Source organism: Gammaproteobacteria bacterium (genome assembly GCA_016705365.1).
Lineage (GTDB): Bacteria > Pseudomonadota > Gammaproteobacteria > Pseudomonadales > UBA5518 > UBA5518.
The window spans coordinates 1,141,524-1,164,061 of record JADIYI010000008.1 but is presented as its reverse complement, the minus strand read 5'-3'; the positions used below and the strand labels follow the sequence as shown (position 1 = coordinate 1,164,061).

At 65.8% G+C, this 22,538-nt stretch carries 21 protein-coding genes and 1 pseudogene; 11 read left to right on the top strand and 11 right to left on the bottom strand.

Translation table 11 applies throughout. The features are described 5' to 3' along the window. Position 1: 1 nt before the first annotated feature. Genes rlmH through IPF49_12990 form a run of 4 tightly spaced genes read right to left on the bottom strand, consistent with a single transcriptional unit; the run spans position 2 to position 2,774 of the window. Complete coding sequence (gene rlmH, locus IPF49_13005) at positions 2–430, bottom strand: 23S rRNA (pseudouridine(1915)-N(3))-methyltransferase RlmH (protein ID MBK6288526.1); 429 nt, start codon at positions 428–430, stop codon at positions 2–4. Positions 431–471: 41 nt separating this feature from the next. Beyond that, the gene (rsfS, locus tag IPF49_13000; protein MBK6288525.1) at positions 472–804 is read right to left on the bottom strand and encodes a ribosome silencing factor; all 333 of its coding nucleotides are present in this window, start codon (positions 802–804) and stop codon (positions 472–474) included. 5 nt (positions 805–809) lie between these two features. Next, complete coding sequence (nadD, locus tag IPF49_12995) at positions 810–1,499, bottom strand: nicotinate-nucleotide adenylyltransferase (protein MBK6288524.1); 690 nt, start codon at positions 1,497–1,499, stop codon at positions 810–812. 18 nt (positions 1,500–1,517) lie between these two features. Further along, a complete protein-coding gene (locus tag IPF49_12990) occupies positions 1,518–2,774 on the bottom strand; it encodes a glutamate-5-semialdehyde dehydrogenase (protein MBK6288523.1) in 1,257 nt (418 codons plus the stop codon). Positions 2,775–2,948: 174 nt separating this feature from the next. Between IPF49_12990 and IPF49_12985 the strand changes: the two genes are divergently transcribed. Continuing rightward, positions 2,949–3,548: a 2-hydroxychromene-2-carboxylate isomerase gene (locus tag IPF49_12985; protein MBK6288522.1), complete on the top strand. Its 600-nt coding sequence runs from the start codon at positions 2,949–2,951 to the stop codon at positions 3,546–3,548. A gap of 114 nt (positions 3,549–3,662) precedes the next feature. Here the strand turns inward: IPF49_12985 and IPF49_12980 are convergent, their stop codons facing one another. The 3 genes from IPF49_12980 to IPF49_12970 all read right to left on the bottom strand — a co-directional run bounded on the left by IPF49_12980 (position 3,663) and on the right by IPF49_12970 (position 7,586). Further along, positions 3,663–4,286, bottom strand: a complete 624-nt coding sequence (locus IPF49_12980) for an LON peptidase substrate-binding domain-containing protein (GenBank protein MBK6288521.1) — start codon at positions 4,284–4,286, stop codon at positions 3,663–3,665. Further along, positions 4,279–6,858 (bottom strand): MMPL family transporter, encoded by a 2,580-nt coding sequence (locus IPF49_12975; GenBank protein MBK6288520.1) that lies wholly within the window; start codon positions 6,856–6,858, stop codon positions 4,279–4,281. Before IPF49_12975 ends, IPF49_12980 begins: the two co-directional genes overlap by 8 nt. A 110-nt stretch (positions 6,859–6,968) precedes the next feature. Then, complete coding sequence (locus tag IPF49_12970) at positions 6,969–7,586, bottom strand: CoA pyrophosphatase (protein MBK6288519.1); 618 nt, start codon at positions 7,584–7,586, stop codon at positions 6,969–6,971. Positions 7,587–7,750: 164 nt separating this feature from the next. Between IPF49_12970 and IPF49_12965 the strand changes: the two genes are divergently transcribed. Further along, entirely contained in the window at positions 7,751–9,229 is a 1,479-nt protein-coding gene (locus IPF49_12965) for an ATP-binding cassette domain-containing protein (GenBank protein ID MBK6288518.1), read from the top strand. Here IPF49_12965 and IPF49_12960 read toward each other — a convergent pair. After that, on the bottom strand, positions 9,219–9,797 hold the full coding sequence (locus IPF49_12960) for a tetratricopeptide repeat protein (protein ID MBK6288517.1): 579 nt from the start codon (positions 9,795–9,797) through the stop codon (positions 9,219–9,221). The two genes, IPF49_12965 and IPF49_12960, sit on opposite strands and share 11 nt — an antisense overlap. A 66-nt stretch (positions 9,798–9,863) precedes the next feature. Beyond that, a complete protein-coding gene (mrcB, locus tag IPF49_12955) occupies positions 9,864–12,218 on the bottom strand; it encodes a penicillin-binding protein 1B (protein ID MBK6288516.1) in 2,355 nt (784 codons plus the stop codon). A gap of 203 nt (positions 12,219–12,421) precedes the next feature. On the opposite strand from mrcB, the pseudogene IPF49_12950 reads away from it, so the two are divergent. After that, positions 12,422–13,425: pseudogene (locus tag IPF49_12950) on the top strand (adenosine kinase). A gap of 8 nt (positions 13,426–13,433) precedes the next feature. Here the strand turns inward: IPF49_12950 and IPF49_12945 are convergent. Further along, complete coding sequence (locus tag IPF49_12945) at positions 13,434–14,465, bottom strand: DUF2333 family protein (GenBank protein MBK6288515.1); 1,032 nt, start codon at positions 14,463–14,465, stop codon at positions 13,434–13,436. 4 nt (positions 14,466–14,469) lie between these two features. Beyond that, on the bottom strand, positions 14,470–14,937 hold the full coding sequence (locus tag IPF49_12940) for a copper chaperone PCu(A)C (GenBank protein ID MBK6288514.1): 468 nt from the start codon (positions 14,935–14,937) through the stop codon (positions 14,470–14,472). Positions 14,938–15,068: 131 nt separating this feature from the next. On the opposite strand from IPF49_12940, the gene IPF49_12935 reads away from it, so the two are divergent. The 8 genes from IPF49_12935 to fis all read left to right on the top strand — a co-directional run bounded on the left by IPF49_12935 (position 15,069) and on the right by fis (position 22,498). Next, positions 15,069–16,829 carry a protein-disulfide reductase DsbD gene (locus tag IPF49_12935; GenBank protein ID MBK6288513.1) on the top strand — a complete coding sequence of 587 codons (1,761 nt, stop codon included), beginning with the start codon at positions 15,069–15,071 and terminating at the stop codon, positions 16,827–16,829. Positions 16,830–16,980: 151 nt separating this feature from the next. Further along, a complete protein-coding gene (gene aroQ, locus IPF49_12930; GenBank protein MBK6288512.1) occupies positions 16,981–17,424 on the top strand; it encodes a type II 3-dehydroquinate dehydratase in 444 nt (147 codons plus the stop codon). Between the two features lie 18 nt (positions 17,425–17,442). After that, on the top strand, positions 17,443–17,901 hold the full coding sequence (locus IPF49_12925) for an acetyl-CoA carboxylase biotin carboxyl carrier protein (protein ID MBK6288511.1): 459 nt from the start codon (positions 17,443–17,445) through the stop codon (positions 17,899–17,901). Positions 17,902–17,936: 35 nt separating this feature from the next. Next, positions 17,937–19,277: an acetyl-CoA carboxylase biotin carboxylase subunit gene (gene accC / locus IPF49_12920; protein ID MBK6288510.1), complete on the top strand. Its 1,341-nt coding sequence runs from the start codon at positions 17,937–17,939 to the stop codon at positions 19,275–19,277. Positions 19,278–19,328: 51 nt separating this feature from the next. Next, positions 19,329–20,246, top strand: coding sequence for a 50S ribosomal protein L11 methyltransferase (gene prmA / locus IPF49_12915; protein MBK6288509.1), 918 nt, complete (start codon positions 19,329–19,331; stop codon positions 20,244–20,246). Then, positions 20,243–21,082, top strand: coding sequence for a DUF3426 domain-containing protein (locus IPF49_12910; protein ID MBK6288508.1), 840 nt, complete (start codon positions 20,243–20,245; stop codon positions 21,080–21,082). The genes prmA and IPF49_12910 overlap by 4 nt, the downstream gene beginning before the upstream one ends. Continuing rightward, positions 21,030–22,214, top strand: a complete 1,185-nt coding sequence (gene dusB, locus IPF49_12905) for a tRNA dihydrouridine synthase DusB (GenBank protein ID MBK6288507.1) — start codon at positions 21,030–21,032, stop codon at positions 22,212–22,214. The genes IPF49_12910 and dusB overlap by 53 nt, the downstream gene beginning before the upstream one ends. Beyond that, positions 22,211–22,498 carry a DNA-binding transcriptional regulator Fis gene (gene fis / locus IPF49_12900; protein MBK6288506.1) on the top strand — a complete coding sequence of 96 codons (288 nt, stop codon included), beginning with the start codon at positions 22,211–22,213 and terminating at the stop codon, positions 22,496–22,498. Before dusB ends, fis begins: the two co-directional genes overlap by 4 nt. Positions 22,499–22,538: the final 40 nt, after the last annotated feature.

Below are 22,538 nucleotides of genomic sequence, written 5' to 3'. Positions count from 1 at the left end.
CTCAGCGGTGGTACGGGTGGGCGACGAGGATGCTCCACGCGCGGTAGAGCTGCTCCACCAGCAGCACCCTCACCAGCGGATGCGGCAAGGTCAGGCGCGACAGCGACCAACATTGTGCCGCGCGCTCGCGGCACGCCGCGGAGAGCCCGTCAGGGCCGCCGATCAGGAACGCGACGCGACGCCCCTCATCGCGCCAGACACGCATCCGCGTGGCGAGCTCCTCGGTACTCCAGGGCTGGCCCCCCACCTCGAGAGCCACTACCAGCTCGTCGGGAGCCAGGGCACCCAGCAGGGCCTGGCCTTCTTCCTCGATGCCGCGCACGGTGTCCGCGCCGCGGCGCGCCAGCGCAAGCTCGCGCAGCTCCAGCGCGAAGTCGCGCGGCAACCGCTTGCGATACTCCTCGAATCCGGCCTGCACCCAACCCGGCATGCGGTTGCCGATCGCGACGATGCGCAGCCGCGCGTTGACCGTCACCTGGCGGGGGCCTCGCTCCAGAGCTTCTCGATCGCGTAGAAGCGCCGTGCCTCCTCGCTCATCACGTGCACCACCACGCCCCCGAAATCCACCAGGATCCACTCGCCGGCTTCGGCACCTTCCATGCCGATCGCGCGCTCCCCTGCGCCGCGCGCGGCATCCACGACATTGCCGGCAATCGATTTCACATGCCGCGAGGAGGTCCCGCTCGCCACCACCATGATGTCCGTCACATCGGTGAGTTCGTGAACGTCGATGCTCACCACCTCGCGCCCCTTGATATCCTCGATCGCACGGACCACGAGCGCGGCCAGGGCCGCCGAATCCATTCCTGTCACATTGATGCTCCTTCTTCAGCCGGGGTCGCCGACTCATAGATATGGTGCTGCCGGATATAGTCGAGTACCGCATCCGGCAACAGGAAACGCGGCGTATCGCCGGCAGCCAGCAACGCGCGGATCCGGGTCGCGGAGATCGCAAGCTGGGTCAGCTGCAAGGCGAGGATACTGCCACAAGCTGCCTGCCCGAGCGCCTGTTCGATATTGTCGGCACGGTGTGCGGCCACCCACCGTGCCAGCGCGGGAGAGTGCGCCGCACGCTCGCCCGGGCGCTCCAGCACCGCGATATGCGCCAGATCGACCTGCCTGTCCCATTCTTTCCAGCTGTCGAGCGCGGCAAACGCATCTGCCCCGATGATCAGGCACAAGCGCGCCGATGCGCCGAGCTCGGCGCGCAACGAGCGCAGGGTGTCGATGGTATAGGAAGTGCCGCCGCGGCGGATCTCTCGATCATCGCAACGCAACGGCGGGCAGTCCGCGATCGCCAGGCGCAGCATCGCCAGGCGCTGCCCGGGCGTCGTAGCGGGCAGCACGCGCGTCGCCGGCGTGTGGCAGGGAATCAGGCGCAGCTCATCGAGCCGCAATGCCCCGACCAGTTCCAGCGCGGTGCGCAGATGGCCATTGTGCACCGGATCGAAAGTCCCGCCGAAGACGCCGATGCGGCGCGCGGTCCCGGCTGGTCTCACGCCGGGTCCCGGCAGCGCTTACAGGCGCACATGACCGTCGCCCAGCACCACGTATTTCTGCGAAGTCAGCCCCTCCAGCCCGACCGGGCCACGCGCATGTATCTTGTCGGTGGAAATACCGATCTCGGCGCCGAGCCCGTACTCGAAGCCATCCGCAAAGCGGGTGGACGCATTCACCATCACCGAACTCGAATCCACCTCACGCAGGAAGCGCCGGCTGCGGCTGTAGTCCTCGGTCACGATCGAATCGGTGTGTTGCGATCCGTGGCGGTTGATATGCTCGATCGCCGCATCGATGCCGGTCACCACGCGGATGGCGAGTATCGGTCCCAGGTACTCGGTGACCCAGTCCGCCGCGGTGGCCGCAAGAGCCTGCGGCAGCAATTCGCAGGTGCGCGGGCAGCCGCGCAGTTCTACCCCGTGTTCAGCATAGGCCGCGGCGAGTGGCGGCAGCACCCGCGCCGCCATCGACTCCGCCACCAGCAGCGTTTCCATGGTGTTGCAGGTGCCATAGCGCTGGGTCTTGGCATTCAGCGCGATCGCGTGCGCCTTGGCCGGGTCGGCCGCGTCGTCGATGTATACATGGCAGATCCCGTCGAGGTGCTTGATCACCGGCACCCGCGCCGCGCGTGCCACCCGTTCGATCAGGCCCTTTCCGCCGCGCGGGACGATCACGTCGACATACTCCGCCATCGCGACCAGCCGATCGACCACCGCGCGATCGGTGGTCGTGATCACCTGCAGCGCGGTCTCGGGCAACCCCGCAGCACGCAGGCCGCACAACATGCCGGCAGCGATCGCGCGGTTGGACTCGAGCGCTTCCGAGCCGCCGCGCAGAATCGCGGCATTGCCCGCCTTGAGACACAGGCTGGCGGCGTCGGCCGTCACGTTGGGACGCGATTCGTAGATGATCCCGATCACCCCGAGCGGCACCCGCATGCGTCCGACCTGGATGCCGCTCGGGCGGTATTGAAGATCGCTGATCCCGCCGACCGGGTCGGCCAATGCCGCAACCTGCAGCAAGCCCTCGATCAGCGCATCGATGCGCGGACCATCGAGTTCGAGGCGATCGAGCAACGCCGCTTCCAGCCCCCGCTCGCGGGCGCGTGCCAGATCGATGCCGTTGGCTTCAAGCAGGGTGGCGCGATCGGCATCGATGGCCGCGGCAGCCTCGCGCAACGCCAGGTTCCTGGCGCCGGTGGAAGCGCGCGCCATGGCCCGCGACGCCTCGCGCGCGGCCCGGCCTACGCCATCCATGTATGCAGCAATATCCATCGGCAGCCCTGTTGTTTCCGCGCTGGCGCCTTGCGGCCAGACCGCAGCATTATATCCGCCACCCCCGTGCCCCGCACCCGCGGGTGTAACATGCATGGAATTCGCGGACCGCTGCATGCACCCTCGCATTCGCGGCAGCCGGCCACCGCGCGGATCCCAACAAGGAGTTGACCGATGCGACTGGAGTTTTTTTTCGATTGTTCGAGTCCCTGGACCTACCTGGCTTTTGCAGGCATTCAGCCGCTGGCCGCGCGGGTGGGCGTCAGTATCGAGTGGAAGCCGATTCTGGTTGGCGGTGTATTCAACAGCGTCAACCCGGAAGTCTACTCCGCACGCGCCAACCCGAACCCACGACGCATGGACCATATGCGCAAGGACCTGCAGGACTGGGCCCGTCTCTACGGGCTCGAGATCGGCTGGCCCGCGGTGTTCCCGGTCAATAGCGTGAAAGCCATGCGCGGGGTTCTGGTCGCCGAGGAGGCGGGGCTTCTGGTTCCTTACACGCAGGCGGTGTTCGAGCGCTACTGGCGCGATCTGCAGGACATTTCGAGCGACGAGGTGGTGGCCGATATCGCGCGCGGCGTGGGTCTCGACGAGCGCGCATTCATGGCCGCGATCGCACGACCCGCTTGCAAGGAACGGCTGCGCGCAAACACCGATGAGTTGATCGAGCGCGGTGGCTTCGGCACGCCGACCATGTTCGTCAACGGCAGCGACATGTATTTCGGCAATGACCGGCTGGTGCTGGTCGAGCACGCGTTGCTTGCCCGTTAGCCCAGCGCGTGAAAGCCTGGTCGCCGATGGTGGAGGAGAAATCCACGCAAAAATTGGTGATGGTGAACTTTTTCATGGGACTCGAAAAAGTTCACTGTCACGAATTTCCTGCAATCAGCTCATGCCGCCGAGCTCGCGCACGATGCGAGCGAGAAATTCCAGGCCACGCAACGGATCCTGCTCGAGCAGCACCGCGTAGCGGTCGTCCTCGTCGAGTGGCAGGTACTGCGCAAGCGCGTAGGCGAGATGCGCGCTGTCGGGCTGCGCACCGCTCACCCCGAGACGCGCGAGCGCCGGATGCTCTGCCAGCCCACTCATTATTTCCTGCAGATGGACATAATCGTCGGCGAGCGGCAGCGCGGCCGCATCCGGCAGCCAGTCGATTCCGCCGTACATCAGCCGGTCAGGCGCAAGGCGCCGGGAAGCCACCCGAAACCGGCGCCCGCCCTCGATGGTGATCCGCAACCTGCCCCCCGGCAGAGCGTCCCAATCCACGATCCGCGCCAGCGTGCCGACCCGTGCGGTGGCGGGCGGTTCGCTGCCCTGCGCAAGAATGATCTCGTGCCCCTCGGTAATGCGCACGATGCCGAAACCGCAGTCGTTTTTCATGCAGTGGCTGACCAGGTCGAGATAGCGCGGCTCGAAAATCTGCAACGCCATGCGCGCTCCCGGCAACAGCACCGAGCGCAGCGGGAACAGCGCAAGCTCTTCCCCTTCCGTCGTGACCCGCTCAATCACCGGCGATCACCGCGGCATCGACCGGGGCTTCCCGCGCCTGATCCGGTCCGAGCGGCTTGAACAGGAGAATCAGGCGTGGCAACAACAGCAGGCCGCCGAGCATCGCGACCACCATCGCGAAGGCCGTCAGCACGCCGAAATAGATACTCGGGCGGAAGTTCGAAAGCGCCAGGATCGAGAATCCCGCGACGATCGTGACCGAGGTGTAATACATCGCCTTGCCGATACTGCCATGACTGCGGTAGGTGGCGGCCACGTAATCGTGGTCGATCGCGAATTCGTGCCTGAAACGAAACACGTAGTGGATACAGTCATCGACACCGATACCGACCACGATCGCGGCGATCGTTATCGTCATCACGTCGAGCGGCACTCCGGTGAGGCCCATGGTGCCGAGCACCACGCCCGCCGCGAGCAGGTTGGGTGCCAATGCCAGCAGCGACAGGTAGACCGAGCGGAACAGCACCAGGAACATCATCAGGATGACCAGGAAGGTCACGCCGATCGTCAGGATCTGCGAACGGAACAGGCTCTGCAGCACGTTGTTGTAGAGCACCAGCATGCCGGTCATGTGCATCTTGTCGGGCGCAAAGCCGAGTTTGTCGACCAGGTGGGAGCGGATGCGCTTGAGCAACTCGTCGCGGCGCAGCCCTGCGCTGGTTTCCTTGATGCGCAGCGATATCATCGCCTGGCTGGTAGCACGCGACAGGAACGGATCGAGCAACAGCTTGCGCATATCCTCTGGCAGGCTGCGGTAGGCAATGGCGAGCTGGATGTCATCGACGCCACCTCCCAGCAGATCGTTCGCCACATCGTAAACGGTACCCAGCGACAGTACCTTGCCGACTTCCGGCAGCGACTCCAGGTAATCATGGACTTCCTTTACCCGCTGCAGTCCATAGACCGTGAACCACGGATCCACTGGGTTGGCACCGGCGGACGCCTCCGCATCATCGAAATCGTCGGCGAATTCATCGCCGGAATCCGTGGCCGGTTCATCATCGAAATCATCGCTGAACTCGTCCGCCGCAGGCGGCAGTTCCGGCAGCGCGGACGGCACATCGATATCCAGCACGATCGACAGTGGAATGGTGCCGCCGAGTTCGCGGTCGATCAGCTCCATGCCGCGATATATTTCGGTCGACTGGTCGAAATAATCGATGAAGCGGTTCTCGACCTGCAGCCGGCTCAGCCCGACCAGGCCCACGATCAGCAGCAACAGCGAGACCAGCAGCACCGCGTTGCCGTGATGCACCACCATGCGCGCCATGACCAGCGCAAACGGGTCGTGGCTGCTGCCTGCGGGCTTCGCCGCGGGCTTTCCGGCCAGCAGCAAAAGCACCGGCACCAGCGTGAACGCCACCAGCATCGACACCGCAATGCCAATCGTCATCATCCAGCCAAAATCGATTACCGGCTTGATGCCGCTCACGACAAACGAGGCAAACGCCACGCCGGTGGTGGCGGAGGTATAGACAATCGGGGTGATCATGAAACGAACGGTATCGAGCACCAGCTCTTCGTGCGGCGCGTCCGGGCGCACCTCGAACTGTTCGCGGTAGTAATTGATCAGGTGAATGGTGATCGCCAGCGACAGGATCAGCAGCAATGGCACGAAATTCGAGGACACCACCGTGAGCGGCCACTGGTTCCAGGCGATCAGTCCGAGCATCAGCAGGCAGGTCGATGCGCAGGCCGTGAGCGGAATCAGCACCCACACGGCGCGCCGGAAAATCAGCGCCAGCACCAGCAGCATGATGCCGAGAATGGCGCCGCCGAATCTCTCGAGGTCATTCTGCGCAAATGCGATCATGTCGACCGCTATCATCGGCACGCCGCCGAGAAAAATGCTCGCATCCGCGCGATAGCGCTCGAGAATGCCGCGCACCTGCTCGATATAGCGACGCTGCTGGTCCTGCACGATCACCGACCGCGTCGCGAATTCGCTCTCGACGCGCTCGAGTTCGCGTTTTTCCTCGGCGCTGAAGAAGCCCTGTCCGCGCTTGCTGCGCAAAATCTCGCGCCGCTCGAGCAGTGCATCCCACTCGAGGTCGGGTTTCAACGTGACCTGCAGCGCGGTTTCCTGCCCGTCGTCGCCGAGAATGAGTTCACGATAGATCGGGCTTTCGAGAAACTCGCGGCGCGCGAGCTCGCGGTCCACCCCCGCATCGCGCAGCGTATGCATGGGCTCGCCGATATCGGTGAACGATATCGGCGGACTGTAGAGCAGGGGTACGTCGAGGATGCTGGTGACGGCGCGGACGTTCTCGAGCTGCTGCAACTCCGCGCGCAACGCGGCAATGCGCCCGAGCACCGCATCGGACATCAGATCCTCGTGCAACGGACGGTAGGTGATCACCAGGAAGCTCTGCGAACCGAAGCGTTTGCCGATCTCGCGATAGAACTCGAGCGCCTTGTCCCCCTCCAGCACCAGGGTATCGGCGGATGCCTCCAGCCTGAGTTCCGGAATGCGTACCGCAAACAGCACGATCAGCAGCGCGATCACGCCGAGGCTCAGCCAAGGGCGCGACAACAACAGCCGCTGATAGGCATTCAGCAATCGGTTCCGCATCCGTGAACGACTCCAGGCCGGTGATTATCGTGTGAAGCACGACGCCGGCGAACTGCGGGACAGGCACGGCGGGCGGGCAATGAACGGGCGCGCGACTTTAGCATTCTTTGTCACGACAACGCATCCAGCAACTCGTCGAGCATCATCAGCGACAGACCCCAGATACGCCTGTCGCGATACATGTAGCAGGGCAACTCGATGGGGATGCCGTTGGGCGCCCAGCGCATCTTCTCGCGATTCGAGCGATCGGCCAGGAACGCCAGCGGCACCCACAGCACTTCGTCGACTTCATGGTTTGGCACCAGCTGCGGCACGGAATACAGCCGGAACACGTATGGCGTGATCACCATCGGCGCGCTGCGCAGACGCGGGTGAGTGACGATATCCGACAGCCGCCCGAGGAGCCCGGCATGCAGGTCCGCGTCGAGCGCGATCTCCTCCCGTGTCTCGCGCTTGGCGGTATCCAGCGTGTTGCGGTCCGCGCGATCCTTGCGCCCGCCCGGAAACGCCATATGGCCGGACCATGGATCGCCCACCCGCTCGGCCCGCTTGATCATCAGCGCGTGCAGACCATTGCCGCCCTGCTCATCCAGGTACACACCGACCGCCGAGCGTGCCATCCAGCGACGCACCAGCTTGCGCCGCGGCTGGTGGGCTTCGAGCAACTGCGTGGCGATGCGAATATCGCTCAGCGCATCCTGTCCGTCCGGGATTTCGTCGTCATTCATGGTTTCTTCCTTGCGCCGGCGCGACTGAATCTGCTCCCCGGGAACTGCGCACCAGGCAGCCTGAACAATACAGGGTTCATCGCCACGGAGCAGCGGCGTCGGTTACATTTGACCCTGTATTTGAGGTCAAAGCCGGGTTTGATTCAATGACAACGAGGGGAAAAATGGCCGCTTGGCTACGCCTGAGCCGCGTCTGCCTGCGGCTGCAGGGGCGAATGTTCTTCCGCGACCTCGACTGGACGCTTGCCACGGACCAGCAATGGGCCGTCCTCGGAGCCAATGGGGCCGGCAAGACCGCGCTGGTGCAATTGCTTGCCGGCAGCCTGCGTCCGAGCAGCGGCAGGATCGAATTCAGCGCCGGCATCGAGCCCGCGCGCGATATCGGCTGGGTATCGTTCGAGCGCCAAAAGGCACTGTGCGATCTCGACGCACAGCACGATATCAGCGAATTCCTGGAGACCGCGGTGGATGCAGGCACCACGGTGCGCGCATTGCTTGGTGCCGGCGCCGGCGACGACACCACCGAAATCGATCACGTCGCCGGGCGGCTGGGCATCGCAGCCCTGATGGAGCGCGGCATACGCTTCCTGTCGAGTGGCGAGATGCGCCGCACGCTGATCGCCCGCGAGTTGCTGCGCAAACCCGCCGTGCTGGTACTCGACAACCCGTTCGAAGGCGTGGACGCGGGCGCGCGAACCATGCTGCGCACGCTGCTCGCGGAACTGCTCGCGGGCCCCACGCATGTCCTGCTGCTGACGCGCCGCCCGCAGGATATCCCCGGTGCGATCACCCATGTGCTGTTGCTCGATCACGGTGTAGTGCTTGCCAGCGGCCCCCGCGCCCGGGTGCTTCGGCACCCGCAGCTGAGGCACCTGTCCGGTGACCATGCACCCGCGGCCACCGCGCTTCCGGCACCGCTCGACCCTGCAGCGCACGCGCGCCCCGCCGGCCCGCTGCTCGAACTGACGGATGTGCACGCGCGTTTTGGTGACAACGAAGTGCTGGACGGGATCAGCCTGCGTCTCGATCCCGGCGAGCACCTGAGCATTGCCGGTCCCAATGGATGCGGCAAGTCGACCCTGCTCGCGCTGATCGCGGGTGACAATCCCCGCGCGTATGGCCAACAGGTCCGCGTGTTCGGCTGCTTGCGCGGCAGCGGCGAGTCGGTCTGGGAAATCAAGCAGCGATTCGGCATCGTCAGCAACCAGCTGCACCTCTCCTACCCCCGGCGCAGCAGTGTGTTCGAGGTGGTTGCCAGCGGCTTCTTCGATACGCTCGGCCTGTATCAGAGTTGCGGACCGTTGCAGACGCAGACGGCGCGGCAGTGGCTGGCGCTGCTGGGGCTGGCCACCAGGGCGGATGAGCGCTTCGATACGCTTTCTTTTGGCGAACAGCGGCTGGCGTTGATTGCCCGCGCGATGGTGAAATCACCGCCGATATTGATGCTGGACGAACCGTGCTCGGGGCTCGACCAGGCCAACCGGCGGCGCGTGCTGGAGCTGATCGACCGGATCGCGACCGGTTCCACGACCCAGATTCTCTACGTGAGCCATGAAGCCGACGAACTGCCGATGTGTATCAGCCGTCGCCTGGAGTTTCGGCGCGATGCGCGGGGGCGCTTGCGGCTCGAGACTAGCCGGTGATGCCGCGCCGCGCGCGCTCGATGATTTCCTGCAGCCGCAGCTGCAAGCCGGGGTCCGGCTGGTAGCTCAACCCCTTGCGTGCCAATTGATCGGCGAGGGCCAGGTCGCCGCGTTGCATCCGGAGTACGGCCAACTGGTAATAGACGGCGGGATCCGCTGGCGCAATGCGCAAGGCCCGCTCCGCCGCCGCGATGGCGGCATCGAGATCGCCCTGCTGACGCGCATCGTCGGCCTGCGCGAGCAGCGTGTTGACGGCACTGTTGCTGCTCGGGGCCGGCCGGTAATCGGGTTGCGCGCCAAACCCGCCTGGCGTCTGGGCGGCACTGCCCGCCTGCAACCGACCGCTATCCGGCGCCGCATGTGGCTGCGCCACGGAGGGCGCTGTCGCCGGCGCGGCGTGCGCTCCCGCGCGCGCTGCGCCCGGCTCGGGCACGCTCACGGCAGGAGACGAGGATGTGTCGCGCGCGTAGGGAGTGGAGCAGGCAGCGAGTACCAGCACCAGCAGTGCCAGTCCCAGGCGGCGTGCCTGACCGAAGCTTCGCTCGAATCGATACGACCAATGGTTCATTGCGGGTTCCTGTGGCGGAGCGGAGGATTCTGACCGCCTGCGCGCGTGGCTGCAACGCCCGGGGGCTCAACCGGAGCCACCGAACCAGCGCTTCCACCACCGCTCCTGTTCCTTGTCGACCGAATCCTCGGCCTGCGGCGCGGCGCGTGGCTGTGCCGTGGCATCCACCGGCGGCGCCGGCTGCTGTTTGCTCCATGGCCAGCGGACGCCCCCACCGCCACAGTCCGCCTGATATTCGGGCTCGGTACCACTCAGGAACGGCATCCGCAGTGCACCCGCACAACCCTCGGCACTGATGCCGCCACTGGCATCGTCGATCCAGGCCTCTACCACGCCTGCGGGCGCCTGCGAGCGCAGGGGTTCGCGGCTCACCTCGGCCATCAGCCCGGACCACACCGGCAACGCGCCGGTGGCGCCGGTCAGTGCGGTCACGCCGTTGTCGTCGCGGCCGATCCACACCACCGCGAGCAGATCGCCGGAATAACCGGCAAACCAGCTGTCGCGCTGGTCGTCGGTGGTTCCGGTCTTGCCGGCGACGCTCAGCCATCCCGGCAACCGCCGGTACGCCGAGCGCGCGGTTCCCTTGCGCATCACTTCCTGCAACGCGTACTCGAGCAGGAATACCGCGGACTGGCTGACCTTCTGCTCCACCGCCACCGGATAGCGCTTCAGTGGTTGTCCGTCGGCATCGAGCACTTCGCGTATCGCTCGCAGCGGCGTGCCAAAGCCACCCGAGGCGATCGTCTGGTACATGCCGGCGACTTCCATCGGGCTCAACTCGACCGCACCGAGCAATACCGATGGCAGCTCCGCGATCTCGCGCTCCACGCCGAGGCGGTGAATGGTATCGACCACGCGCCCGACCCCGATCTCGAGACCGAGACGGGCGGTCGACTGGTTGTAGGACTGCGCGAGCGCATCGTGCAGACGCACCATGCCGTGGTCCTTGTGATCGTAATTGCGCGGGCTCCAGACTTTGCGGTCACTGCCGCGATAGGCAAGCGGCGAATCGTCGAGTGGCGACAGCAGGGTGTAGCGCCCGCTGGCGAGCGCACTGAGGTACACCGCCGGCTTCATCAACGAGCCGACCGGGCGCAGGGCATCCAGCGCGCGGTTGAAACCCGCTCCCCGCGCATGACGCCCACCCACCAGCGCCAGCACTTCACCGCTGTCGACACGCGTCACCACCACCGCCCCTTCGAGCCCTTTCTGCGGCTTGCCGCGGGCCGCGAAATCGCGCTCGATGGCCGCCAGCGTGTCCTGCAGCGAACGCTCCGCGGCACGCTGCACGGCCGGGTCGAGTCCGGTAAATACCTGCAGTCCCTCGGAGCTGAGATCGTGGTCGCTGTAGTCGGCGCGCAGCTGGCGGCGCACCAGGTCCAGGTAGGCCGGGTAGATCTTCGAGCGCGAACGCTCGCGATCATCGACGCCGAGCGGCAAGGCCGCCAGTTTGCGCGCGGCCTCCGGTTTCAGCGCCCCGGCTTCGACCAGGTGCTGGAATACCAGGTTGCGGCGCTCGCGCGCACGCTCCGGATGGCGTCCCGGATCGTAATACGAGGGCCCGCGCACCAGGGCTACCAGCAGCGCGATCTGCTGCGCTTCGAGCTCCGGGAGCGGACGGTTGAAATAGTAATGGGCGGCCAGCCCAAAGCCGTGAATGGCACGATGCCCGTCCTGCCCGAGGTAGATCTCGTTGATGTACGCCTCGAGGATCTCGTCCTTGCTGTAATGCAGCTCGAGCAGCACCGCCATCGCCAGCTCGGCAATCTTGCGGCTGTAACTGCGCTCGCGCGTCAGGAAGAAATTCTTCACCAGTTGCTGGGTCAGCGTGCTGCCACCCTGCTCGACCGCACCGCTGCGCACGTTCACCCACAGCGCCCGCATGATGCCGCGCGGCGAGACCCCGTGATGAGCGGTGAAATCCCGGTCCTCCACGGCCAGCAACGCCTTGACCAGCAGCGGTGGCACCTCCGTCAACCGCACCAGGATCCGGTCCTCGTTGTGGGCGGGATAGATACCGCCGATATGCACCGGCTCGAGCCGTGCGATCGCGACCGCCGCGCCGCTCGCGTCCTGCAGCGCGCTGACACCGTCGGCATCGAAGCCGATGCGCAATTGCCGGGCCGGCTCTACACCGTCCCAGAAACGGAAACCGCGGGTAGCCACCGCAAGGCTGGCATCGCGCAGGCTGTAACTGCCCGGCGCAAGGGCCCCGCGGGCCTCGTGATAACCCAGCGTCTGCAACTCGTCGACCATCGCGCGCGGCGACACCCGGGCTCCCCGATAGACCTCCAGCGGGCGTCCATACACCAGCGCCGGCAACGCCCATTTCTTGCCGGAAAACTCGCGCTGGATATAGGCATCGAGATAGATCAGCACCGGGAGTGCGAGCACCACGCCGGCAAGCACTATCCGCAGCAATGCCCTGCGCCAGCGCCGCGGCGGTGGAGGTGAAGGCTTGCGCACAGGGCGACGGGCCGGCTTTGGTTTGGCGGATGCGGGCATGGCGCGTCAGTGTAAGGACAAGCCGCGCGTGCCACAAATGCAGCTTTGCACCTTGAGCGGGGTCGGCCCGGCGTCGATAATCGCGCGCCATCAGATCGCATCAGGCCACGGAATATCGCATGAGTACATACCACGTCTATGGCATGGGAGCCGCCCTTGTCGATACCGAAATCGCGATCGAAGACACGTTTCTGGCCAACGCAGGCATCGACAAGGGCCTGATGACACTGGTCGACGAGCCACGCCAGGAGCAGTTGCTCGAACTGCTCAGCGGACACCTGGTTGCCTCACGGCGTGCCAGCGGTGGCTCCGCGGCCAATTCGGTGATCGCGGCGTGCTGCTTCGGCTCACGCGCCTTTTATACCTGCAAGGTGGCCGACGACGAGAACGGGCGCTTCTATCTCGCGGATCTGGCGCGGGCGGGAGTCGCCTCCAACCCACACGCCGCCCGCGATCCCGGGGTGACCGGCAAATGCCTGGTGATGATCACGCCCGATGCCGAACGCACCATGAACACCTTTCTCGGCATCAGCTCGACGCTCTCCGCCGGGGATCTCGACGAGGCCGCCCTGCGCGCCTCGCAATTCCTCTACATCGAGGATACCTGGTGACATCTCCGAGTGGGCGCGCTGCCGCGGTCGCGGCACGGCGCATCGCCGAGGCTGCCGGGGTGCGCACCGCGCTCAGCTTCTCCGACCCCGGCATCGTGGAGCACTTCCACGAAGGGCTGCAGGAGATGCTCGGTGACGGTGTCGACCTGCTGTTCTGCAACCTGGCCGAGGCGCGGCAGTGGACCGGGTGTGAGGTGCTCGAAGATGCGGCCGCGGCGCTGCGTCCGATCGCGCGCTCATTTGCGATCACCCTCGGCGCCGACGGCGCCCTGGTGTTCGACGGACAGCGCTATCACCGCGTTGCGGCGCCAAAGGTGCGCCCGATCGACACCAACGGGGCCGGCGACATGTTTGCCGGCGCCTATCTCCATGGCATCACTTCCGGCTACGACGCGGGTGCGGCCGCCCGCCTGGCCAGCCATGCGGCAGCGCAGCTGGTGATGCATTACGGGCCGCGTCTGCCGGTGACGGAACACGCGCGCATTCTCGAGGAGTTCGACACCGCCCGCTGAAGCGGGCCTCAGCCCTGGGCCAGCAATTCGCGCAGGTTGATGATCGCGGCATTGGCGCGCGACACATACGAGGCCATCACCAGCGAGTGGTTGGCCAGCGGACCAAAGCCCGAGCCGTTCAGGATCAGCGGGCTCCACATCGGCTCCTGGGTGCCTTCGAGCTCGCGGATGATCTGGCGCAGGCTCACCACGGCGTTCTTTTTCTGCAGCACGTCGGCGAAATCCACTTCTATCGCCTCGAGGAACTGGATCAGCGCCCACGAGGTACCACGCGCCTCGTAGAACACATCGTCGATGCGGGCCCATGGCGTCCTGGTCTCCACCTCCATCGCGGCAGGCGTCGATTGCTGTGCGGCACTGTCGCCGGCCAGGTCCGTGTTGAGGCGTTTCCTGCCGACGCTCGAACTGAGGCGCTGCGACAGGCTGCCAAGACGGCTCTCCACCGTGCCCAGCCAGTAGCGCAGGTTATCGGCGCGGGCATAGAACTGGGCATCGGGCTTCTGCGGGTCCGCCAGGCGCCGGGCATAGGTTTCCAGTGAGCGGATGCCCTGGCGGTACTCGTTCTCCGAGGGGGGCAGCAGCCAGGAGTAGCTGTCGAAATTGAATTGGGGTTCGGCCAGCGCCAGATCGGGATCTTCGGTGGACTGCGACTGCGAGCGGCTCAGCGTTTCGCGCATGGCCTTGGAGAGATCGCGCACCTGCACCAGTACGCCGAACTCCCAGTTCGGCATATTGTCGAGCCAGACGCCAGGCGGTGCGAGGTCGTTGCTGAGGTAGCCGCCCGGCTTGTCGAGCAGGGTTTCGGCAACCCGCACCAGGGTCGCGACGGTCACGCTGCCGACCACCAGCTGGCGGTTCTGCGAGGCGGCAAACCTCGCGGCGTTCTCGCGCACATCGAAGCGCGCCGGTTCGCTCGACCAGTACACACCGACACCGATGAAGCCGAGCGCAAACACCCCGACCAGCACCGCGACCACCAGCGCCATGCCGCTGCCCGGAGCCAGAGTCTTGCGCATCGCCCGCGCTTTTGCCTCGTCCATAACACTACTCTCCAATCGCTTTGACCAGCGCCGCGGCACATTCCTCGGAGCCGTCGGCAAAATGCAGACAGAATGGCACCCGCTCGCCCGCCAGCGGGGTTTTTTCCAGGCCGAATACCATCAGATGATATCCGCCGGGTTCGAGCCTGAGCGCGGTTCCAGGCGCGATCGGCAACGGCCCTGCCTCGCTCATGCGCATCAGGCCATCCACATGGCGGTGCTCATGGACCGCCGCGCTCGCCGCGCCGGTGACCTGCGCGCCATCCAGGACCATGGTCCGCGGGCCGTTGTTGCGCAGTTGAAAATAGATCGCGGCATTCGTCTGTGCGGGCGCCGGCGCGCGCATCCAGGGCGTGTCCAGTTCCAGTGTCGCGGCGGTCGCGTTGATGCCAGAACCCGCCAGAAGCGCCATCGCGCCACACCGCAGCAGGTACATCGTCGATTCATCCATGGTCAGAAGCTTCACTCGCATTGTGCCACAGCGTTCCGGGCGAGGAGCGTAATTATTCGCCCTCGAAACCCGTACGACACTCTCGCTAGAATACCTGCCATGCTGATTTCGACGCGCACGGCCGGGGCGCGAATAGCTCAACAGGCGCCAAAATGCCGAGAATCCTGCTCATCTTAGCCTGCTTGCTGTTCGGCTCCGCGCTGCGCGCAGCCGATGAGCTGCCGCAACTTCGCCCGGCACCCAGCCCCAAGCTCGGCGGCGGCACGAGCTTCCTGCGGGTCGAACAGGCTTACCCCCTGCGTGCCAGCATCCGCGATCAGCAACTGGTGTTTGAATGGGATATCACCCCCGGCTACTACCTGTACCGCGAACGCCTCGGTTTCGCGACGCGCGACGCCGATGGAAGCCACCCGCTCGAGGTGCAACTGCCACCGGGCGAGGCGCACGAAGACGCCTATCTCGGCGCCACGGAAGTCTATCGCGGTGCGCTTGCGGTCACCCTGCCACTACCCGGCGCCACGGTGCGGACGCTCGAAGTCCGATCGCAGGGCTGCGCCGATGCCGGGCTCTGCTACCCGCCGCGCAAACAAATCTTCACGCTCGACGCGGCCGCCGGCACGGTGCTGGAAACCACGACCGCGCCCTGGGTGCATGCACCTGCCCCGATGCCGACGCCAGCCCCGAGCGCAACCGTCAGTGCTGCCGAGCTCGCCTACATGGCGCTGCTCGCCGCACTCGGCGGCCTGATCCTGAACCTGATGCCCTGCGTGTTCCCGGTGCTGTCCCTCAAGGTGCTCAGTATCGCGGGCAAGGGCGGCGCTGGCGGCGGCCAGGCAATGCACGGTCTGGTCTATACCGCGGGCGTGGTCCTCAGCTTCATGGCGGTGGCCGCTCTGTTGATCGGTTTGCGCCAGGCTGGCGCGGCGATCGGCTGGGGCTTCCACCTGCAGTCGCCGACCTTTGTCGCCGCACTGGCCTACCTGTTCTTCGTGCTGGGCCTGTCGCTCTCGGGCATGATCAACCTCGGTGCCGGAATCATGGGCGTCGGCAACTCGCTGGCCGCGAAATCGGGTTACGCGGGCTCCTTTTTTACCGGGGTACTGGCAACGGTGGTGGCCAGTCCGTGCTCGGCGCCATTCATGGGTAGCGCGCTCGGCTTCGCCATGACGCAACCGGCAGTTACGGCGCTGACCATCTTTGCCGCGCTCGGTTTCGGCATGGCAGCGCCATTCCTGCTGCTGACGCTGAGCCCCGCGACCCTGCGGCGCCTGCCCAAACCCGGCGCCTGGATGGAAGGTTTCAAGCAACTGCTGGCCTTCCCGCTCTATGGTGCCGTGGTCTGGTTGTTATGGGTGCTCGGCAAGCAGAGTGGAGTCAACGGCATGGCCGCCGTGGCTGGCGGCTGCGTGCTGCTGGCGCTCGGGTTGTGGATCCGGGAGCGCGCCTCGCGCCACAAACATTCCTTGCTTCTGCGCGCGCTCGCCGTGGCAGTGCTGTTGCTTGCGCTGCTGGTGCTGCGCTCGCCGCTGCTGGCAGCAAAGCCGGCTGTGGAAGGCCCCGACGCCAGCGCCAACTGGGAAAACTACGATCCGGCGCGCCTCGCGCAGCTGCGCGCCCAGGGCAAGGCAGTGTTCGTGAACGTGACCGCCGACTGGTGCATCACCTGTCTCGCCAATGAAAAACTGGCGCTGAGCAGCGCGATCGTCACCGATGCCTTCGCCCGCAGGGGCATCCACTACCTGAAAGGCGACTGGACCAACAGCGACCCGGTACTCACGCGCTTGCTGTGGCAGCATGGACGGAGCGGGGTCCCGCTCTACCTGTTCTATCCCGCGCGGCCCGCTGCCGAACCGCGGATCCTGCCCCAGCTGCTGACGCCGGGAATCGTCCTGGAGGCGCTGGAACCCGGCTGAAGCGCCGCAAATGCCGGAAACGCACCCGAATTTGTCGCCATCGTGCCGGAACGGGTGCGCAATATGGACCTGCTCCATGAATTGCGGCAGAATCCGTCTGACACATAACGAACCACCACCTGAGCGGGCGTGGTGGTCAGCGGTACCTGATATGGCCTCGATCCTGGTGCTTCACGGCCCGAACCTCAATCTGCTCGGCACCCGCGAGCCGGAGACCTATGGCCACGACACGCTCGATGCGATCAACCAGCGCCTGTCGGGGATCGCGGTCGAGGCCGGGCATCACCTGCAAAGCCTGCAGAGCAATGCCGAGCACGAGCTGATCGAGCGCATCCACGCGGCACGCTCGGAGGGCATCACCTTCATCGTGTTCAATCCCGCGGCTTTCACCCATACCAGCGTGGCACTGCGCGATGCGCTGCTCGCGGTGGCGGTACCGTTCATCGAGGTGCACCTGTCGAACGTGCATGCACGCGAGGACTTCCGCCAGCATTCCTATTTTTCCGATATCGCCGTCGGTGTGATTTCCGGGCTCGGCGCGCAGGGCTACGAACTCGCCCTGCACGCGGCGATCGAACGCATCAACCATTCCTGACACACAGAAGGGCAATTCATGGATATCCGCAAGCTGAAAAAACTGATCGACCTGCTCGAGGAATCCGACGTCACCGAGATCGAGATCCGCGAGGGCGAGGAGTCGGTACGCATCAGCCGCAACAGCGGCATGACCATGGTGGCACCGCAGATGATGAGCATGCCGCAGGGCATGGTGCAGGCGCCGGTCGCCGCCGCGCCGGCGGTAGCCGCGGTCGTGCCGGTGGCGGCGGCCGAACCGGCCGGACACCTGGTGCGCTCGCCGATGGTCGGCACGTTCTACAGCGCGCCGTCGCCCGGCTCGAAACCGTTTGTCACGCCTGGCCAGAGCGTCAAGCCGGGCGACGTGGTTTGCATCGTCGAGGCCATGAAAATGATGAACCATATCGAGGCCGACAAGGCCGGCGTGGTCGGCGCCATACTGGTCGAGGATGGCGTACCCATCGAATTCGACCAGCCACTGATCAGCATCATCTGAGCCCGGCGCGCATCGCCCCAACAGGATCTCCCATCATGATCGAGAAGGTTGTCATCGCGAATCGCGGCGAGATCGCGCTACGCATCCTGCGCGCCTGCCGCGAACTTGGCATACAGACCGTCGCCGTGCACTCGCTGGTCGACCGCGACCTGATGCATGTGCGCCTGGCCGACGAATCGGTGTGCATCGGTCCCAACCCTTCGGCCAAGAGCTACCTGAACGTGCCCTCGATCATCAGCGCGGCCGAGATCACCGATGCGGACGCGATCCACCCCGGATATGGCTTCCTGGCCGAGAACGCGGACTTCGCCGAGCAGGTGGAAAAGAGCGGCTTCAAGTTCGTCGGCCCCACCGCCGACGTGATTCGCCTGATGGGTGACAAGGTCCAGGCCAAGGCGGCGATGAAACTCGCCGGCGTACCCACGGTGCCCGGCTCCGACGGCGCGCTCACCGAGGACAACGAGCAGACCCTGGCCAGTGCCCGCGCCATCGGCTACCCGGTGATCATCAAGGCCGCGGCCGGCGGTGGCGGGCGCGGCATGCGCGTGGTGCACAGCCAGGCGGCACTGCTCAATGCGGTGCTGATGACCCACGCCGAAGCCAAGGCTGCCTTCGGCGACGGCACGGTGTATCTCGAGAAGTATCTCGAGAATCCGCGCCATGTCGAGTTCCAGGTACTGGCCGACGGCCAGGGAAACGTGATTCATCTCGGCGATCGCGACTGCTCACTGCAGCGCCGGCACCAGAAAGTGCTCGAGGAAGCGCCCGCTCCGGGCATTGCGGAAGACATCAAGCGCGAGGTCGCCGAAAGTTGCGTGCGCGCCTGCCAGGAAATCGGCTACCGCGGCGCGGGCACCTTCGAGTTCCTTTATGAGAACGGCAAATTCTTCTTCATCGAGATGAACACGCGGGTCCAGGTCGAACACCCGGTCACCGAGATGATCACCGGCTTCGATATCGTGCGCGAGCAACTGCTGATCGCCGGCGGACGGCCGCTCTCGATCACCCAGGACGATGTGCGCATTCGTGGCCATTCCTTCGAGTGCCGCATCAATGCCGAAGACCCCAGGACCTTTGCGCCGAGCCCCGGCAAGGTCAATCGCTATCATGCCCCGGGCGGCAACGGCATCCGCGTCGACTCGCATCTCTACAGCGGCTACACCGTGCCCCCGAATTACGACTCCCTGATCGGCAAGGTGATTACCTGGGCCGATGACCGCCATAGCGCCCTGATGCGGATGCGCAACGCGCTCGACGAGATCGTGGTCGATGGCATCACCACCAATATCCCGCTGCACCAGAACCTGGTGCGCGACGAGGCATTCCAGCGCGGCGGCGTGAGCATTCACTATCTCGAAAAGAAGTTGAAAAGCTGATGAAGCCGCGCCGCGCGGTGTCGTGAACACGCTTCTTCCTGCTGGCAGACGATGGGCTCCGAAGGCGAATTCCTGCAATTGCATCTGAGCGCATTGGCGCACGACGTCGCTGCGCTCGAGGATGCGCTGCTCGCGGCCGGCGCGCTGTCCGTGACGCTCGGCGACCAGCAGGACATCGCGATCCTCGAACCCGGGGTGGGCGAGACACCGCTGTGGCCGGAGGTCAGGGTCAGCGCACTGTTCGATCCGGACGCAGACCGTGCCCGGATCCTCGAAACCCTAGGACGCGCTCTGGGTTCGGTGCCCGAGACGCCGCTCTGGGAGCATCTCGCGGCACGCGCCTGGGAGCGCGAGTGGTTGCAGCATTTTGCCCCGCTGCGCTTCGGCGCGCGCCTCTGGGTGTGCCCAGGCGGCGCCACGGTCGAGCAAGCCGACGCAGTGGTCATGCACCTCGACCCGGGCCTCGCCTTCGGCACCGGCACCCACCCCACCACCGCGTTGTGCCTCGAATGGCTCGCCGGACACCCGTGCGACGGCCGGCAGGTCATCGATTACGGTTCGGGCTCGGGCATTCTCGGTGTGGCCGCATTGCTGCTCGGCGCGACGCGGGTACGCGCGGTCGATATCGATCCGCAGGCACTGCTTGCCAGCCGTGACAATGCCACCCGCAATGGCATCGACGCGGCGCGGCTCGAAACCTGCGCACCGCAGGCGCTCGACGAGACCGGGCCCGCCGATGTGCTGCTGGCCAATATCCTCGCCGGTCCGCTGGTGGAACTCGCTCCGCGCTTTGCCCGCCTGCTGCGCACGGGTGCGCATGCCGTGCTCTCCGGGGTCCTGGCCAGCCAGGCGACGGCGGTGCTGGAAGCCTACCGCCCATGGTTCGATGTGGCCGGCACCTCGATCCGAGATGAATGGTGCCGCCTCGACCTGGTACGCACCCCGCGCAACCCGGAATGCGGGCAATGATCAGCGGAATCACCCGTTGCCCGGCCTGCGGGACGACATTTCGCGTCAGCGAGGAGCAACTCGATGCCGCCGAAGGCCGCGTGCGCTGCGGTGCCTGCGACCAGGTGTTCGATGCCCGGGCGCACCAGCCCGCCGGGTCCGCGCCGCAGACGGCAGCGTCACCCGACGCCGGCATCAGCCAGAACTATATCGACGAGATGCTGTTCGAGGGCGAAGCAGCCGCGGCGGATCAGGACGCAGCCACCGAGCCGTTCACGCCTGCCCCGATCGCGCCGGTCGAATCATTCACGCTCCCGCCGATCGCGCCGCAGCCCGTCGAGATGGAACGCGGGCCGGTGGCGCGCCGCTGGCAGCACCTCGCCTGGACCTTGGCCTGCCTGCTGGCGCTGCTCGGCCTCGTCGGCCAGTACGCCTGGCACAACCGCGATACCCTCGCGCTCGATCCGCGTTTGCGCCCGGCCTACGCGCTGGTCTGCGAGCGCATCGGTTGCGTGCTGCCCTCGTTCCGGGACTTCGCGCGTATCCGCAGCGAGGCGTTGCACATACGGCCCGCGCCCGGACGCCCCGGCCTGCTGCTGGTCGATGCGCTGCTCAGCAACCACGCACCGTTCGCGCAGGATTTTCCCGGCATGGAAATCGTGTTTTCCGATATGCGCGGGCGGGTGCTTGCCAGCCGCCTGTTCCTGCCGCACGAATATCTCGACCCACAGGATTTGCCACTCGCCGCGATGCCCCCGCGCGAACCGGTCAGCGCCCATCTCGAAATCGTTGATCCCGGCGAGGATGCAACGAACTATCAGTTGTACCTGCGGGAAATCCCGCCCGCCGCCGACTGAGCGATGCATCACCGCGGGTGGCTGCAGCGGCGCACAATTTCCGCAAAGTTCAATCTGGCCCTTTAATCGTCCGCGCCCTGCCGCTATCATCCTGTGCCCCGACTCCACCAACACACGCCACGATTTGCAGAGGCCATTCTTGCTACGCATCGGTACCCACACCGTCGACACACGGGTCGTGCTCGCGCCGATGGTAGGCGTGACGGATCATCCGTACCGGCAATTGTGCGCGCGCCTCGGCACGCGGCTCGCGATCGCCGAGATGGTTTGCGCCGACACGCGCCTGTGGAACACCCGCAAATCGCGGCTGCGGCGTACCGTCACGGCATCCAGCGGATCGCGCTGGGTGCAGATCGTCGGCAACGCTCCGGCGCAGATGGCTGGCGCCGCGCGCCAGCAAGCCGAGCTCGGCGCCGAGATCATCGATATCAACATGGGCTGTCCGGCGAAGAACGTCTACCGCAGGGCCGCCGGCTCGGCACTGCTGCGTGACGAGCCGCTGGTTGGCGCAATACTCGCCGCGGTGGTCAGTGCGGTGCCCGAATTGCCGGTCACGCTGAAGATCCGCACCGGTTGGGACCGCAGCATGCGCAACGATGTGCAGATCGCGCGGATCGCCGAAGACTGCGGCATACGCGCGCTCAGTGTGCACGGCCGCACCCGCGCGGATCGTTTCACGGGCGAGGCGGAATACGCCACGATCCGCGATATCGTCGCCAGCGTGAACATGCCGGTCATTGCCAACGGCGATATCGACTCGGGCGCCAAGGCAGCCGAGGTGCTGCACTTTACCGGAGCCGCCGCGGTGATGATCGGACGCGCCGCCCAGGGCAAGCCATGGCTGTGCGCGAGCGTTGACAGCGCACTGCGCGCGGAGCACCGGGTGCAGACTCCACCACGCGCGCTGCTGCATCGCCTGATGCTGGAGCATCTGCAGGCGCTGCATGAGTTCTACGGCGAGGCTCAGGGTGTGCGCACCGCGCGCAAGCACGTTGGCTGGTACCTCGCCGAACAAGCCGGGGCGCGCGCCTTTCTCGGCAGCTTCCACGCGCTTGCCGGCGCCAGCGAGCAATTGCAGGCACTGGATGAATATTTCGAACGAACAACAGAAGAGGGGGTCATGGCAGCATGAGCCAGGTCAACGGCGCCGAAAATCCCGCCACCAACATCGAATCCGCAGGCTCGCCGACCCGCTCGTTGCGCCAGAGCGTCGAGATCACGGTGGGCAACTACTTCTCGCAGCTCGATGGCCAGATGGTCACCGATGTCTACGACATGGTGTTGCAGGAGGTGGAGGCGCCGCTGCTGGAAGCGGTGCTCAAGTACACCCGCAACAACCAGACCCTGGCCTCCGCGGTCCTCGGCCTGAACCGCGGCACGCTGCGCAAGAAGCTCAAACGATACGGCATGCTCTAGGAGCGTGCCGGACCTGGACCAATCCTGCTGCGGCGACGGG

Bases quoted from the DNA above. Each gene is read 5' to 3' on its own strand.
- IPF49_12975 (MBK6288520.1), bottom strand. From the start codon at position 6,858: ATGCGGAACCGATTGCTGAATGCCTATCAGCGGCTGTTGTTGTCGCGC.
- IPF49_12970 (MBK6288519.1), bottom strand. From the start codon at position 7,586: ATGAATGACGACGAAATCCCGGACGGACAGGATGCGCTGAGCGATATT.
- IPF49_12990 (MBK6288523.1), bottom strand. From the start codon at position 2,774: ATGGATATTGCTGCATACATGGATGGCGTAGGCCGGGCCGCGCGCGAG.
- IPF49_12960 (MBK6288517.1), bottom strand. From the start codon at position 9,797: ATGAACCATTGGTCGTATCGATTCGAGCGAAGCTTCGGTCAGGCACGC.
- IPF49_12935 (MBK6288513.1), top strand. From the start codon at position 15,069: ATGCCGAGAATCCTGCTCATCTTAGCCTGCTTGCTGTTCGGCTCCGCG.
- accC (MBK6288510.1), top strand. From the start codon at position 17,937: ATGATCGAGAAGGTTGTCATCGCGAATCGCGGCGAGATCGCGCTACGC.
- aroQ (MBK6288512.1), top strand. From the start codon at position 16,981: ATGGCCTCGATCCTGGTGCTTCACGGCCCGAACCTCAATCTGCTCGGC.
- IPF49_12910 (MBK6288508.1), top strand. From the start codon at position 20,243: ATGATCAGCGGAATCACCCGTTGCCCGGCCTGCGGGACGACATTTCGC.
- prmA (MBK6288509.1), top strand. From the start codon at position 19,329: ATGGGCTCCGAAGGCGAATTCCTGCAATTGCATCTGAGCGCATTGGCG.
- rlmH (MBK6288526.1), bottom strand. From the start codon at position 430: ATGCCGGGTTGGGTGCAGGCCGGATTCGAGGAGTATCGCAAGCGGTTG.
- IPF49_12985 (MBK6288522.1), top strand. From the start codon at position 2,949: ATGCGACTGGAGTTTTTTTTCGATTGTTCGAGTCCCTGGACCTACCTG.
- rsfS (MBK6288525.1), bottom strand. From the start codon at position 804: ATGGATTCGGCGGCCCTGGCCGCGCTCGTGGTCCGTGCGATCGAGGAT.
- IPF49_12945 (MBK6288515.1), bottom strand. From the start codon at position 14,465: ATGGACGAGGCAAAAGCGCGGGCGATGCGCAAGACTCTGGCTCCGGGC.
- IPF49_12925 (MBK6288511.1), top strand. From the start codon at position 17,443: ATGGATATCCGCAAGCTGAAAAAACTGATCGACCTGCTCGAGGAATCC.
- IPF49_12965 (MBK6288518.1), top strand. From the start codon at position 7,751: ATGGCCGCTTGGCTACGCCTGAGCCGCGTCTGCCTGCGGCTGCAGGGG.
- fis (MBK6288506.1), top strand. From the start codon at position 22,211: ATGAGCCAGGTCAACGGCGCCGAAAATCCCGCCACCAACATCGAATCC.
- dusB (MBK6288507.1), top strand. From the start codon at position 21,030: ATGCAACGAACTATCAGTTGTACCTGCGGGAAATCCCGCCCGCCGCCG.
- IPF49_12940 (MBK6288514.1), bottom strand. From the start codon at position 14,937: ATGCGAGTGAAGCTTCTGACCATGGATGAATCGACGATGTACCTGCTG.